This window comes from Streptomyces cyaneofuscatus (assembly GCF_000718135.1).
In the GTDB taxonomy this organism is placed as follows: Bacteria; Actinomycetota; Actinomycetes; order Streptomycetales; family Streptomycetaceae; genus Streptomyces; species Streptomyces cyaneofuscatus.
The window spans coordinates 36,154-49,433 of the sequence record NZ_JOEM01000018.1; the positions used below are offsets into that span (position 1 = coordinate 36,154).

13 protein-coding genes are annotated in these 13,280 nt (G+C 71.1%); 5 read left to right on the top strand and 8 right to left on the bottom strand.

Annotated features, from left to right (window positions below):
* Window positions 1-24 precede the first annotated feature (24 nt).
* The 4 genes from IF17_RS0126900 to IF17_RS1000000138090 all read right to left on the bottom strand — a co-directional run bounded on the left by IF17_RS0126900 (window position 25) and on the right by IF17_RS1000000138090 (window position 3,921).
* Window positions 25-969: an SRPBCC domain-containing protein gene (locus IF17_RS0126900; protein ID WP_030570982.1), complete on the bottom strand. Its 945-nt coding sequence runs from the start codon at window positions 967-969 to the stop codon at window positions 25-27.
* A 108-nt stretch (window positions 970-1,077) separates the two neighbouring features.
* Window positions 1,078-2,688 carry a polyamine aminopropyltransferase gene (locus IF17_RS0126905; RefSeq protein ID WP_030570984.1) on the bottom strand — a complete coding sequence of 537 codons (1,611 nt, stop codon included), beginning with the start codon at window positions 2,686-2,688 and terminating at the stop codon, window positions 1,078-1,080.
* Between the two features lie 114 nt (window positions 2,689-2,802).
* Entirely contained in the window at window positions 2,803-3,324 is a 522-nt protein-coding gene (locus IF17_RS0126910; protein ID WP_030570987.1) for a DUF2617 family protein, read from the bottom strand.
* 324 nt (window positions 3,325-3,648) lie between these two features.
* Window positions 3,649-3,921 carry a hypothetical protein gene (locus IF17_RS1000000138090; RefSeq protein WP_078616050.1) on the bottom strand — a complete coding sequence of 91 codons (273 nt, stop codon included), beginning with the start codon at window positions 3,919-3,921 and terminating at the stop codon, window positions 3,649-3,651.
* Between the two features lie 176 nt (window positions 3,922-4,097).
* Here IF17_RS1000000138090 and IF17_RS0126915 point away from each other — a divergent pair, with 176 nt between their 5' ends.
* Entirely contained in the window at window positions 4,098-5,264 is a 1,167-nt protein-coding gene (locus IF17_RS0126915; protein WP_032772659.1) for a pyridoxal phosphate-dependent aminotransferase, read from the top strand.
* A gap of 81 nt (window positions 5,265-5,345) precedes the next feature.
* Here IF17_RS0126915 and IF17_RS0126920 read toward each other — a convergent pair whose 3' ends face one another.
* Complete coding sequence (locus IF17_RS0126920) at window positions 5,346-5,882, bottom strand: type III secretion system chaperone family protein (RefSeq protein ID WP_030570993.1); 537 nt, start codon at window positions 5,880-5,882, stop codon at window positions 5,346-5,348.
* Window positions 5,883-6,041: 159 nt separating this feature from the next.
* A complete protein-coding gene (gene clpB / locus IF17_RS0126925) occupies window positions 6,042-8,627 on the bottom strand; it encodes an ATP-dependent chaperone ClpB (protein WP_030570996.1) in 2,586 nt (861 codons plus the stop codon).
* 176 nt (window positions 8,628-8,803) lie between these two features.
* Here clpB and IF17_RS0126930 point away from each other — a divergent pair, with 176 nt between their 5' ends.
* Window positions 8,804-9,205 carry a pyridoxamine 5'-phosphate oxidase family protein gene (locus tag IF17_RS0126930; RefSeq protein WP_030571000.1) on the top strand — a complete coding sequence of 134 codons (402 nt, stop codon included), beginning with the start codon at window positions 8,804-8,806 and terminating at the stop codon, window positions 9,203-9,205.
* Between the two features lie 106 nt (window positions 9,206-9,311).
* Here the strand turns inward: IF17_RS0126930 and IF17_RS0126935 are convergent, their stop codons facing one another.
* Both IF17_RS0126935 and IF17_RS1000000139940 read right to left on the bottom strand, forming a co-directional pair.
* Window positions 9,312-9,632, bottom strand: a complete 321-nt coding sequence (locus IF17_RS0126935) for a Rieske (2Fe-2S) protein (protein WP_015609572.1) — start codon at window positions 9,630-9,632, stop codon at window positions 9,312-9,314.
* The gene (locus tag IF17_RS1000000139940; RefSeq protein ID WP_237667110.1) at window positions 9,629-9,934 is read right to left on the bottom strand and encodes a hypothetical protein; all 306 of its coding nucleotides are present in this window, start codon (window positions 9,932-9,934) and stop codon (window positions 9,629-9,631) included. The genes IF17_RS0126935 and IF17_RS1000000139940 overlap by 4 nt, the downstream gene beginning before the upstream one ends.
* Window positions 9,935-10,082: 148 nt before the next feature.
* On the opposite strand from IF17_RS1000000139940, the gene IF17_RS0126945 reads away from it, so the two are divergent.
* The 3 genes from IF17_RS0126945 to IF17_RS0126955 all read left to right on the top strand — a co-directional run bounded on the left by IF17_RS0126945 (window position 10,083) and on the right by IF17_RS0126955 (window position 13,175).
* Entirely contained in the window at window positions 10,083-10,928 is an 846-nt protein-coding gene (locus IF17_RS0126945; protein ID WP_030571006.1) for a hypothetical protein, read from the top strand.
* 179 nt (window positions 10,929-11,107) lie between these two features.
* A complete protein-coding gene (locus IF17_RS0126950; RefSeq protein ID WP_051884129.1) occupies window positions 11,108-12,136 on the top strand; it encodes a helix-turn-helix transcriptional regulator in 1,029 nt (342 codons plus the stop codon).
* A gap of 49 nt (window positions 12,137-12,185) precedes the next feature.
* Window positions 12,186-13,175, top strand: coding sequence for a helix-turn-helix transcriptional regulator (locus tag IF17_RS0126955; protein ID WP_051884130.1), 990 nt, complete (start codon window positions 12,186-12,188; stop codon window positions 13,173-13,175).
* Window positions 13,176-13,280: the final 105 nt, after the last annotated feature.

Here is a 13,280-nt window from a genome sequence, read left to right on the forward strand (position 1 = left end):
TGCCGGTCGGGCCGGATCCGGCCGCTACCTACGGCGCCGCAACGCCCGGCTCAGCACCACGGCGGAGGCCAGCGCGAGGGCGGCGGCCGGGGCGACCCAGCGCAGGGTGGTGCTCGCCCCGCCCGCGTCCGGCGAGGGCACGGGGGCGTACCGGCCGCGCGGGGGCGCGTGGTCGACCTCCTCCGCACTGCGGCCGATCATGGTGCGGCGGGCGTGCGCGGCCTCGGCGGGCGGCTCGTCCGGGACGGTGAACTCCACTCCGGCGACCGGGTCGAGGGCGGGCGGGGGAACGGGCGAGTCGAATACGGAGGCGGGCTCGGCGGGTTCCAGGAGCTCATCGGCGGCACCGGCGTCTGCATCGGTACCGGCACCAGCCCCAGCACCGGCTTCCGTACCGGCGGAAGCCTGTTCGCTCTCCGCAGCGTCGTCGCCCGCCGCCGCCTCGACGTCCCCCTCAAGCCCCTCGGCCGACACGTCCTCCGCACCGCCCTCGTCCGAGCCGCCGCCCCCCGCACCGGTCTCCCCGTGCGCGGCCAGCGTCTCCGTCACCAGCTGCTGGGTGAAGCGGTCCAGGAGCCGCTGGGCCGCCGCGAGCGCGGCGCCCTCCTCCAGCTCGGCCAGCCGGCCGTCGCCGCTCGCCGTACCGCTGTACGCGAGGGTCGTCCCGCCGTCCGTCTCCGTGAGGCCGATGGTCAGGGCCAGCTTCACCGCACCGGCCCCCCGGGCCTCCACGCCCTCCCCGGTCACCGAGAACCGGCCGTCCTCCGAGCCAGGGCCGGAAAGCCTCAGCTCGCCCCGGTACGTGATGGTGTGGCCGCCCGCCCGGAACTTCAGCCGGCCCGCCAGCGGCGAGGCCGACGCGTCGGCGTCCTGCTGGATCCCCGGGACGCAGCGGGCGACCCGGGCGGGGTCGCCCAGCGTGCGCCGCAGGGCCGGGACCGGGACCGGAACGAACACCTGATGCTCCATACCGACCGAGCCTAATCGCCCCCGGCCCGCGCGTCAGGGCTTCCACCCGCCCGACCGGCATGCGAGCCCCCACCCTCACGGCCCCCTCACGTCCCCTCACACCCCCTCTCACGTCTCCTCCCAGTAGCGCGGGTGGATCAGCGTGGACGGCACCTGCCCCGGCAGCCGCAGTCCGTCGGCCGCCCGGGCCCCCTCCCGTAGCTCCGCCTCCCCCAGCGAGCGCGGTACGGGCGCTCCGGCGCCCAGCCCCGGCTCCCCCACCGGCCCGGCCGCCGCCAGGACGAAGCCCCAGCCCTCCGGGGGCCGGCCCCCGGCGCCGAGACGGTCGGGGCTCGCGGTGAAGCCGGAAGGGTGGCCGGAGGGGCGGCCCGGGATGCGGTACGGGCGGGTCGCGAGGCCTCCGGCCCGTACCGAGGCCTCCACCGTCCAGAAGGTCCGGGGCCGGACCTCCGGCGGGCCCGCGTGCACCACGAGGCGGCCACGGGGGGCCAGGGCCTCGGCGATCAGCCCGTAGAACTCGGCGGAGTACAGCTTCGTACTGGCCGTGATCCCCGGGCCCGGCAGGTCGGAGATGACCACGTCGTAGCGGTGGTGGTCGGCCCGCAGCCAGGTGAAGGCGTCCGCGCCGACGGCGGTGAGGCGCGGGTCGCGGTAGGCGTGGCCGTTGAGCTCGGAGAGGGCGGGGTCGGTGCGGGCCAGTCGGGTGACGGCGGGGTCGATCTCGACGAGGGTGACCGAGCGGACGTCCCCGTAACGGAGGACCTCGCGGGCGGCGAGCCCGTCGCCGCCGCCCAGGATGAGGACGCGGGCTCGGGGCCCGTCCATCGCCGGGTGGACCAGCGCCTCGTGGTACCGGTGCTCGTCGCGGGCGCTGACCCGGAGCCGGCCGTCCAGGTAGAGGCCGAGGGAGTCACGGTCGGTCCCGGTCAGGACGACCTCCTGCACCCCGGTCTGCACCGCGACCCGCACCTGGTCCCCGTAGACCGCCCGCCGCGCCGCCTGCTCGAAGTCGTCGACCAGGACCGTGGCGGTCGCGAGGACGGCGATCACCGAGACGTTGACCACGACGAGGAGCCGGCGGGAGCCGGGGGTCAGGTCGCGCCGGAACACCCACAGGACCAGCGCCCCGCCCGCCGCCGCGTTGACCGCGCCCGTCAGGAGCGCTCCGGTGAGCTGCCCCAGCATCGGCAGCAGCAGGAAGGGAAAGGCCAGCCCGCCGACGAGCGCGCCCACGTAGTCGGCGGCGAAGAGGTCGGCCACCGCCCCGCCCGCGTCCTGCCGGTCGACGCGCTGGATCAGCGTCATCAGCAGCGGGATCTCCGCCCCGATCAGCACCCCGATCGCCAGCGAGAACCCGACCAGCGCGTACTGCGACTCACCGAGCCAGGCGAACGACGCGTACAGCACGAGCGCCGAGGAGCCGCCGATCAGCGCGAGGGCCGCCTCGATCAGCCCGAACCCGACGGCGGCGTGGCAGCGTAAACGTTTCGCGAGGAGGGAGCCGATGCCCATCGCGAAGACCATCACGGAGAGCACGACGGAGGCCTGGGTGACCGAGTCACCGATCAAGTAGGAGGCGAGCGCGACCAGTTCCAGCTCGTAGACGAGACCGCAGGCCGCGCAGACGAAGACGGCGGCCAGCACGAGGAACCGGCCGGTCCTCGGCCGTACGGGAAGCCGCGCCGCGCCCCCTCGCAGCGACACCTGCTGGTCGATCATGCTGCGAACGCTACGTCACTGCCCGGTCGCCGCTTGTCACCCACAAGGGTGCAAGTGGAGCGGCCGGGGGCACCCGCCCCTCGGCCGCACCTCCTGTCGCGCGGAAAGCGGGAATCAGACCGCGGGCGCCGGGATGCGCACCCCCACCCGGGTCCGGGTGACCACCAACTGCCCTTCCTGCGGGTACGCGTGCCAGGTGCGCCACCGCACCTGGCCCTCGATGCGCTGGGCGAGCATCGCCGTGAAGGCGTACGGGCTGCCGGGGAAGGTGCCCGCCAGGCCGTGCGGGTGGTCGCTCACGAGCGCGAGCAGCTCCTGCGCCCGCCCCGCGAACTGGCCCTGCGTCAGGGTCTCGACGCGGGCGGCGAACTCGTACTCCCAGTCGCCGAGCCGCTCGGCGACACCGAGCGGGAGAGGGGTGCTGCTGCCCGGCATGCAGGCAACGGTCTCGGAGCAGACCCCGCGGTCCTCCTGGAGGAGGACCTGGTGGGAGGCGCCGAGGAGCCTCAACTGGAGTTCGGCACCGCCGAGCTGGAGGTCGAGGACGGCGAGGGCGGGGAGCGGCTCCCGGCCCAGGGTCCAGGCCAGGTCGGCGGCGCGGGTATCGGAATAGGCCGTCTGGAGGGTGGTGAGCATGGGTCGGCTCCGCAAACACACATGGACACATGGACAGCGGGCGCCCCCTGGGCATGCGCGTGGGAGGAGGGGAGCGCCCGATCTGGTCCAACTGGGGTCCGAGGGCTGAATATTCTCTTCAACGAGGGAATCACGAAGTACGCCGCACTCGCAGCGTTTTTACCCAACTTGACGTGGTTTCCATTCCCCCGGGGGCAGCCCGGTTCAACTGTTCAGCCACTTCCCTCTGCGTGGCTCAACGACAGGGCGCCCGAAGGGAGTTCACCCCTCCGGGCGCCCGGCCCTGAGTCACTGTCGGTGACGGTTACGGCCTCCCGGCCCCGCTCAGCTGCCCCCGCCGCAGCCGCCCCCGCCACCACCGCAGGACGATCCGCCGCCGCACGAGTGGCCGGAGGAGGAGCTGCAGGATGATCCCCCGCCGCCACCGTGGCCCCCTGCCCACCAGCCACCGCCGCCCGCCGCCGCACCGTCCCCGGCGGACCTCCGCCGGGCACGCGCCGCGTACGGTCCCTTCTTGACCCTGGTCACCCGCACCAGCACCACCATCAGCACGAAGAGAATCCCCACACCGACCAGCACCGTTATGAAGGCAGTCATGCCCTCACCCGCCTTTCTCTCCCCCGAAGCGCGGTTCCCCCGTCGCTTCCCGGTTTCCCTTGTCTGCTGTCTGCCTCTGTTCCTTCTCTGTTCCTTCGTGACAGGGGGATCCCCCCGGCGCGGGCGGGCCAAAGCAGACTTGAGCAACTCCAGAGCTTGGGCACAGGATGGCGCCCATGACACAGGGACGACCGCTGCTCAACCGCCGCCTCGCCGGCTTCGGCACGACGATCTTCGCCGAGATGTCCGCGCTGGCCGCGCGGACCGGCTCGATCAACCTCGGCCAGGGCTTCCCCGACACCGACGGTCCCGAGGAGATCCGGGAGGCGGCGGTCCGGGCGCTGCGCGCCGGGCACGGCAACCAGTACCCGCCGGGCCCCGGCATCCCGGAGCTGCGTACCGCCGTGGCCGACCACCAGAAGCGGTTCTACGGCCTGACCTGGTCCCCCGACACCGAGGTCCTGGTGACCGCCGGAGCCACCGAGGCGATCGCCGCCTCGCTGCTGGCGCTGGTGGAGCCGGGCGACGAGGTCATCGCGTTCGAGCCGTACTACGACTCGTACGCCGCGTGCATCGCCATGGCGGGCGGCGTACGCGTCCCGCTCACGCTGCGCGCCCCCACCTTCCGCCCGGACCTGGACGAGCTGCGCGCCAAGATCACCCCGCGCACCCGCCTCCTGCTCCTCAACTCGCCGCACAACCCGACCGGCACGGTCCTCACCCCCGAGGAGCTGAGCGGTATCGCGGCCCTGGCGGTCGAGCACGACCTGCTGGTGGTCACCGACGAGGTGTACGAGCACCTCGTGTTCGAGGGCTCCCACCACCCGATCGCCGCCCTGCCCGGGATGCGCGAGCGGACGGTCTCCATCTCGTCGGCCGGCAAGACGTACTCGTACACCGGCTGGAAGATCGGCTGGGTGACGGGCGACGCGCCCCTGGTGACGGCGGTGCGCTCGGCGAAGCAGTACCTGACGTTCGTGAGCGGGGGCCCGCTCCAGTACGCGATCGCGGAGGCGCTCCAGCTGCCCGACACGTTCTTCACGGAGTTCCGCGCGTCCATGCACCGCAAGCGCGATCTGCTCGCGGAGGGGCTGCGGAGCGCGGGCTTCCGGGTCTACGAGCCGGAGGGGACGTACTTCGTCACCACCGACATCTCCCCGTTCGGCGAGGAGGACGCCTACGCCTTCTGCCGGGCGCTCCCGGAGCGCTGCGGGGTGGCCGCCGTCCCGGTCTCGGTCTTCTACGACGATCCGGAGGCGGGCCGCAGCCAGGTCCGGTTCACGTTCTGCAAGCGCGAGGACGTGCTGGAGGAGGCGGTGGAGCGGCTGCGGCGGCTCGGGTAGGCGCCTTCGGTACGGAGACGGCCCGGGCGGCGGTCATGGTGACCGCCGCCCGGGCCGCTGCCGTGGGTGGACCGGAGGAGGCTAGGCGCCCTCGGTGTCCGTCTTCTCCTCGGCCGGCGTGAGGCCGAGGCGCTCGATGAGCCACTTGTCGAACTCGATCGAGGCGCGCACCCAGCTCACCGTCGAGGAGACGAAGTGCTCCAGGCTGACGCCGGTGCCGATGAGCATCTGCGCCTCACCGATCAGCCGGACGGAGCCCGCCTCGCCCTCCTCGCCCTCGTGGGCGTGGGTGTAGACCTTGGGCCACAGGGTGCGGCGGTTCCAGTCGTCGATGGCGTCCAGGAGGACCGGACGCAGATCGAGCGCGTGCGGGCGGTCGTAGAACGTGCGGACCGAGAAGACCTGCTGCTCGTCCTCGCCCCGGAACATGAAGTACGTCCGGAACTCTTCCCACGGCGCGGCGAGGTCACCCTCGTCGTCGACGACGTACTTGAGCTCCATCTGGTCGAGGAGCTGCTTGACGAGGTCCTGGTCAGGGACGACGGGGCCCTCCGGTCCTGCCGCCTGCGGTTCGGGCTGGCCCCCGAAATTAGGAATCGAGGACGGATCGATGCTCACCGTTATTTCCCTTCGTGCGGTTGCGGCCATCCTCTCCCATGGCGGGCGGGGCATGGCAAGCCCGCACGGCCCCTATCCGCCACAAGCTGACACGCGGCGGGGGCGGAGGGGGGCCGTGCGGGTCCGTTCGCACACTCTGTGAAGGTCCGTGTCCGGCTGTTACGAGGCCGGGCCGACGATCAGGCCGTCCTCGGCCCGGTCCACCCGTACGGTGTCGCCGTCCCGGATCTCGCCGGAGAGGATCTCCTTGGCGAGCCGGTCGCCGATCGCCGTCTGGATGAGGCGGCGCAGGGGGCGCGCCCCGTACGCCGGGTCGTTGCCCTCCTGGGCGAGCCAGGCCAGCGCCTCGGGGGTGACGTCGAGGGTGAGCCGCCGGTCGGCCAGCCGGGCCGCGAGGCGGTCGACCTGGAGCTTGGCGATGTGGGCCAGCTCGTCGCCGGAGAGCGCCGAGAAGACCACCAGGTCGTCCAGCCGGTTGATGAACTCCGGCTTGAAGGAGGCCCGCACCACCTCCAGCACCTGCTCCTTCTTGACCTCGGGCTTGACCAGGGGGTCCATCAGGAACTGGCTGCCGAGGTTGGAGGTGAGGACGAGGATGGTGTTGCGGAAGTCCACCGTGCGGCCCTGGCCGTCGGTGAGCCGGCCGTCGTCGAGGACCTGGAGCAGGATGTCGAAGACCTCGGGGTGGGCCTTCTCCACCTCGTCCAGGAGGACGACGCTGTACGGGCGGCGGCGGACGGCCTCGGTGAGCTGGCCGCCCTCCTCGTAGCCGACGTAACCGGGCGGGGCGCCGACGAGGCGGGCGACGCTGTGCTTCTCGCCGTACTCGCTCATGTCGATGCGGATCATGGCCCGCTCGTCGTCGAAGAGGAAGTCCGCGAGCGCCTTGGCCAGCTCGGTCTTGCCGACGCCGGTGGGGCCGAGGAAGAGGAAGGACCCGGTGGGCCGGTCGGGGTCGGCGATCCCGGCGCGCGTACGGCGTACGGCGTCGGAGACGGCCTGCACGGCCTCGCTCTGCCCGATCAGCCGCTTGCCCAGTTCGCTCTCCATCCGCAGCAGCTTCTGGGTCTCGCCCTCCAGCAGCCGCCCCGCCGGGATGCCGGTCCAGGCGCCGACGACGTCCGCGATGTCGTCCGGGCCGACCTCCTCCTTGACCATGGTGTCCTTGGAGGCCTCCTGCTCGGCCTCGGCGGCCTCCTCCAACTCCCGCTCCAGCCCCGGGATCTCCCCGTACAGCAGCTTGGAGGCAGCGTCGAAGTCGCCGTCACGCTGGGCTCGTTCGGCCTGGCCGCGCAGCTCGTCGAGCCGTTCCTTCAGCTCACCGACCCGGTTGAGGCCCTGCTTCTCCTTCTCCCAGCGGGCGTTGAGGCCGCGCAGCTCCTCCTCCTTGTCGGCGAGGTCGCGGCGCAGCTTCTCCAGGCGCTGCTTGGAGGCGGCGTCGGACTCGTTCTTCAGCGCCAGCTCCTCCATGCGCAACCGGTCGACGGAGCGCTGGAGTTCGTCGATCTCCAGCGGCGAGGAGTCGATCTCCATACGGAGCCGGGAGGCGGCCTCGTCGACCAGGTCGATGGCCTTGTCGGGGAGGAAGCGGGAGGTGATGTAACGGTCGGAGAGCGTGGCGGCGGCGACGAGCGCCGAGTCCGCGATCTGGACCTTGTGGTGGGCCTCGTAACGGCCCTTGAGACCGCGGAGGATGGCGATGGTGTCCTCGACGGACGGCTCGGCGACCAGCACCTGCTGGAAGCGGCGCTCCAGGGCGGGGTCCTTCTCGATCCGCTCGCGGTACTCGTCGAGCGTGGTCGCGCCGACCATGCGCAGCTCGCCGCGGGCCAGCATCGGCTTGAGCATGTTGCCCGCGTCCATGGCGGAGTCGCCGCCCGCGCCGGCGCCGACGACGGTGTGCAGCTCGTCGATGAAGGTGATGATCTGGCCGTCGCTCTCCTTGATCTCGGAGAGGACGGTCTTCAGGCGCTCCTCGAACTCGCCGCGGTACTTCGCGCCCGCGACCATCGCGCCGAGGTCCAGGGAGACCAGCCGCTTGTTCTTCAGGCTCTCGGGGACGTCGCCCTTGACGATGCGCTGGGCGAGCCCCTCGACGACGGCGGTCTTGCCGACGCCGGGCTCACCGATGAGCACCGGGTTGTTCTTCGTCCGGCGCGACAGCACCTGCACGACGCGGCGGATCTCCTGGTCGCGGCCGATGACCGGGTCCAGCTTGCCCTCGCGCGCGGCGGCCGTGAAGTCGGTGCCGAACTTCTCCAGGGCCTTGTACTGGCCCTCCGGGTCGGGTGTGGTCACGCGACGCCCTCCCCTGCTCGTCTCGAATGCGGCCAGCAGCTTCTTCGCACTGGCACCCTGCCCGTCGAGGATCTCACCGGCACGCCCGCCCTTCGCGGCGATCCCGATGAGCAGGTGCTCGGTGGAGAGGTATTCGTCGCCCAGTTCCTTCGCCCGCTGCGCCGCGTCCTGGATGACGGCCAGCAGCTCACGGTTGGGCTGCGGCGGGGCCACGGTGGAGCCGGTGACGCTGGGCAGGGCCCCGAGCAGCTTCTCGGTCTGCGCGCGCACCACGGCCTGGTCGGCCTCGACGGCGGCCAGCAGGTCGGTGATGTTCTCGTTGTCCTCACCCGCCAGGAGCGCGAGCAGCAGGTGCCCGGGGGTGAGGTCGGGGTGCCCGTCCTTCACGGCCCTGTCGGTGGCCGCGTTGATGGCGTCCCGGCTCTTGTTGGTCAGCTCGGCGTCCACGTGTGCTTACTCCTCCTCGCAGCTGGAACTCGTCCCTTGACGGAAACAACGTGCACAAAGTTGAGTCTATTCCACTCAAGGCAAGATTACGGCACGCCGGCCCTCCGTTCCGAGTGAACGGGCCGCCGAGTCCGCCCGCCACCGCACCGGCACTCCCCCCCGCCTACGCTTCACCCATGGCAGACGTACGGAACCCCACCCCCGGCTACCTCGCGTTCTGGCGCGAGCGCCACGTGTGCACCCTGACGACGCTCCGCCCCGACGGCACACCGCACGTGGTGCCCGTGGGCGTGACGTACGACCCGGAGGCCGGGGTGGCACGCGTGATCACCGGCAAGGGCACCCGGAAGGTCGCCAACATCCTGGCCGCGGGCCCGGAGGGGGCACGGGTCGCCGTCTGCCAGATGCACAAGGCCCGCTGGGCGACGCTGGAGGGCGTCGCGACCATCCGGAGCGAGCCGGAGGCCGTCGCGGACGCGGAGAGCCGTTACGCGGAGCGCTACGAGCGCACGCCGAGGGTCAACCCGGAGCGGATCGTCATCGAGATCGCCGTCGACCGGGCGCTCGGAAACGCCTGAGGCCCCCCGGACCGGAACAGCACAACGGCGCCACCGTGTTCAGGTCACGGTGGCGCCGCTGTGTGGGGGAAGCGCCTGGAGCGACAGGTGACGACGGGGGAATCGCTCAGGCACTGCGGGGGGTGGCGGAAAGGGGTTCTGACGCGATCAGCTCATGGTCCCGCTGATCGAGGTTCACAAAGATCATCCCGTACCTGACGGCGCAGCGGACGGGCTGCGGCGCGCCACGGGGGCGGCGGAGACAGCGATAGGCGCGGACGTCCTCGTCCTCTTCCATCACGACGACGATCGGCTCTCCGAACAGGGTGACCATCAACGAGTCGCCACGGCGGGGGAGTGCCGTGAGCAGATCGATGAAATGCCACCCTGAGCGATAGGCGGTTGCCATCTCGCGCCGGAAGGTGCGGTCGTCCGGCGGCGTGGTCATGCGACCGTGCGGCTAGAGGTGACACCCCAGGTGATATCACCGGACAGGGTGACCGATGCGGCCGACCGGGAATCGGGCTTCGGTGCGGTCCAGGTGATGTCCTCGGCGCCCTGGGCCGCCAGGGTCCCAAATGCCAGGGCCCCCACGAACACCGTGGCAAGCACCGAGCGAAGCATTCGCTTATACATTTCGGCTTCGTCCTCACTGGATGGATTCATCTCCCCCGCACCAAGACGATGTCTCATCCGCATACGCGAACGCCACCGGCTCGGTGCATCATGTTCCTGCAGGTTCAGGAACATGGGGGGTGGACATATGGCCACAAGCAAGCCAAAAGAGGCACATCCTCACGCCATCACCGAACTGTGCGATGTAGGACAGCGTGTCTATGCCAACGCACTGCGATCCGGGAGGATCCCCCGCGCGGATGCCGAACCGGCCCCTTGCCTGATGGATTTCGCCCTGCTCCACCCGGATCCGGACGACGCCAACTGGCTGCGCCCGGTCTCCCCCTCCGCCGCACTCGCTCAGCGACTCCACCCCATCGAGCGGGAGATACAGGCGCGCAGGCGGCATTCCGTGGAACTCGTCGATTCCTTCGAGCCCTTCATGGACATCAGCGCCCAGGACCCGCCGACGACACACGCCATCACCGTGCTGGAAGGCAGCACCCGCATCAACGCGGCCATCGACGTCGCCACCGCGGAGTGCCGTACCGAAGTGCTGACCGTGCAGCCCGGCGGCGGCCGGAGCGAGGACATCCTCAGCAAAGGCCTCGAACGGGGCAAGGCGGTGGTGGACCGCGGCGTCGGCATCCGTACGCTCTACCAGCACACGGTCCGCCACCACCAGGGAACGTTCGCCTACGCCGAACGGCTGGCCGAAGGCGTCGAGATCCGCACCCTTGAGGAACTGGTGGAGCGCATGCTCATCTTCGACCAGACCGTCGCCTTCATACCCGCGAAGGACGACCGGACCGCGGCTCTGGAACTACGGCACCCGGGGCTCATCTCCTACCTCACCAGGGTCTTCGAGCAGCTCTGGCAACGCGCAACGCCTCTCCTCGAAGAGATTCAGTACGACCCGACACCCGCGGGCATCAGCGGCGTGCAGAGATCCATCGCCCAACTCCTGGTGGAGGGGCACGTGGACGACTCCATAGCGCGCCGACTCGGCATGAACGTGCGGACCTGCCGAGCGCACATCGCCAAGCTGAACGCGACACTCGGCAGCAACAGCCGCGCCCAACTCGGCTATCTGATCGCGCGGTCAGGAATCCTGGAATCGGACTCCTGACCGCGCGATCGATCCCCCCGTCAGGGCACCCGGGGCGACTGCGCAATGGGGGAGAGCACAGCCGGCCCCCGGGTTGTGCCGAGGGAGTTCCCGGCTCCCCCGACACCCCCACACTCCCCTCAGAACTACGCTGGCACCACCGTCAACTTGTTGCACTGCATAAAGCAGGGGGATCCCAAATGGGAAGCAATGAAGGCAGATCGGGACATCATCCACACACACAGACCGAGCTGTGCGAGCCGGCGCTCCGCCTGTACGAGCAAGCGCTCCGCGCAGGACGGATCCCCCGTTCCGATATCGCCGACGTCCCCTGCCTGACCGAACTGGCGCTGCTGCATCCCGACCCGTGGGACGACACCTGGATGCGGCCCGTACCGCCGTCGGCCGCCCTGGCCCATCTGCTGCAACCGGTCTCCCGGGAGATCGACGAACGCCTGCGCCTCGCGACCGCCCTGAGCCGGTCCCTGTTCCCCCTGACCGCCGTCGCCCACGACGACCCCAACCTCGCCATCACCGTGCTGGAGGGGGTCCCGGCCATCCAGGCGTCCCTCAACGAGGCCACCGCCACCGCCACGGACGAGATCCTCACGGCCCAGCCCGGCAGCGACCGCCCGGCCGGCACCCTCCAGAAGGCCTTGGCCAACGCCCACACCGCCATCCGGCGGGGAGCCAGGATCCGGCACATCTACCAGCACCCGGCCCGCTACAGCAGCGCCGTCAGGGACTACCTCTCCCAGGTCCCGGCCCAGCACCTGCACGTACGCACCACCGAGCTGACCGTCGAACGGCTGATCATCATCGACCGGGAGGTGGCCTACATCCCCGCCTCCGCCGACCGCAGCACCGCCCTGCGGATCAGCCATCCCGCCCTGGTCTCCTACCTGATCCAGGTCTACGAGGTGCTGTGGGCCCAGGCCGTCCCGCTGGCCGAGAACCACCAGGCGGCCGCGCCCAACACCCCGGTCACCGCCGTCCAGCACAGCATCGCCCGCCTCCTCGCCGAAGGCCATGTGGACGACGTGGTGGCCCGGAAGATGGGCATCAGCGTCCGCACCTGCCGCTCCCACATCGCCAAGCTCATGCAGACCCTCGGCGCCACCAGCCGCACCCACCTCGGAGCGCTCCTGGTCGAGTCGGGCATCGTCGGAGCGACGGGCGCCGAAAGGACGTTACGGCCGGCTCCGGCACGTTCGGACGGCAGCAACTAGCCTCGTTCGCGGGACAAGGCGCACAAGGACACCGGCGGGGGGCCTAGGCATGTGCACGACGACGGAGAACACGGACGGACGGGGATCCGTCCACGGTCTCTGCGAGCCCGCCCTGCGTCTCTACGCGACGGCTCTGCGCGAAGGCCGCCTGCCCCGGACGGATCTCGCCGGAGCGCCCTGCCTCGTCCAGCGGGGCCTGGTCCGCCCGGACCCGGACGACGAGCGGTGGGTACGCCCCGTACCGGCGTCGGCCGCGCTCACGCGCCTGCTCAGGCCCCTCGCCCAGGAGGTCTTCGAGCGCCTCGACGCCACGGCCGCGCTCGTCGACGCCCTCCTGCCGCTGGCCTCGATCGCCGGTCACGTGCCCGTGCCGCACCCCGAAATCACCGTCGTCAGCGGAAAACCGGCGATCCAGGAATCCCTCGAAGAGGCCGGCCGGAGAACCCGGGAACACATCCTGACCCTGCACCCGGGCAGCAAACGTCCCGCCGAACTCCTCGAACGCGCCCGGAAGAACGCGCTGCCGCCCCTTCAGCGCGGTGTGTCCGTGCGCCACATCTACCAGCACTCCGCCCGCTACAGCCCGCCCCTCAACCACTACGTGGACCGGTTGCCGTACGAGGGACTCCAGATCCGCACCATGGAGCAGACGCCGGAGCGGCTCTTCATCTTCGACCGGGTCGCCTACATCCCCACCACATCCCAGCGCGACGTGGCCCTCCGCATCACGCACCCCGCCCTCGTCCGCTACCTCATCCACGTCTACGACGTCCTCTGGGCCCAAGCCACCCCCTTCGGCGAACCCCTGCCGACGGCGCTCCCCGACACCCCCCTCACCGCCGTCCAACAGAGCATCGCCCGCCTCCTCACCGAAGGCCACGTCGACGAGGTCGTCGCCCGGAAGATGGGCATCAGCGTCCGCACCTGCCGCTCCCACATCGCCAAACTCATGCAGACCCTCGGCGCCACCAGCCGCACCCACCTCGGCGCCCTCCTCGTACGGTCCGGGATCGCCGGAGCCGGCCGCGGCGGCACCTGAGGACGGACACGGGCACCAGACCGCGCAGGGCCACCGGCCACCAGGCGAGGCCGTACGCCGTACACGACAGCGGGGCCGGAAGAGCGTCCGCTCCTCCGGCCCCGC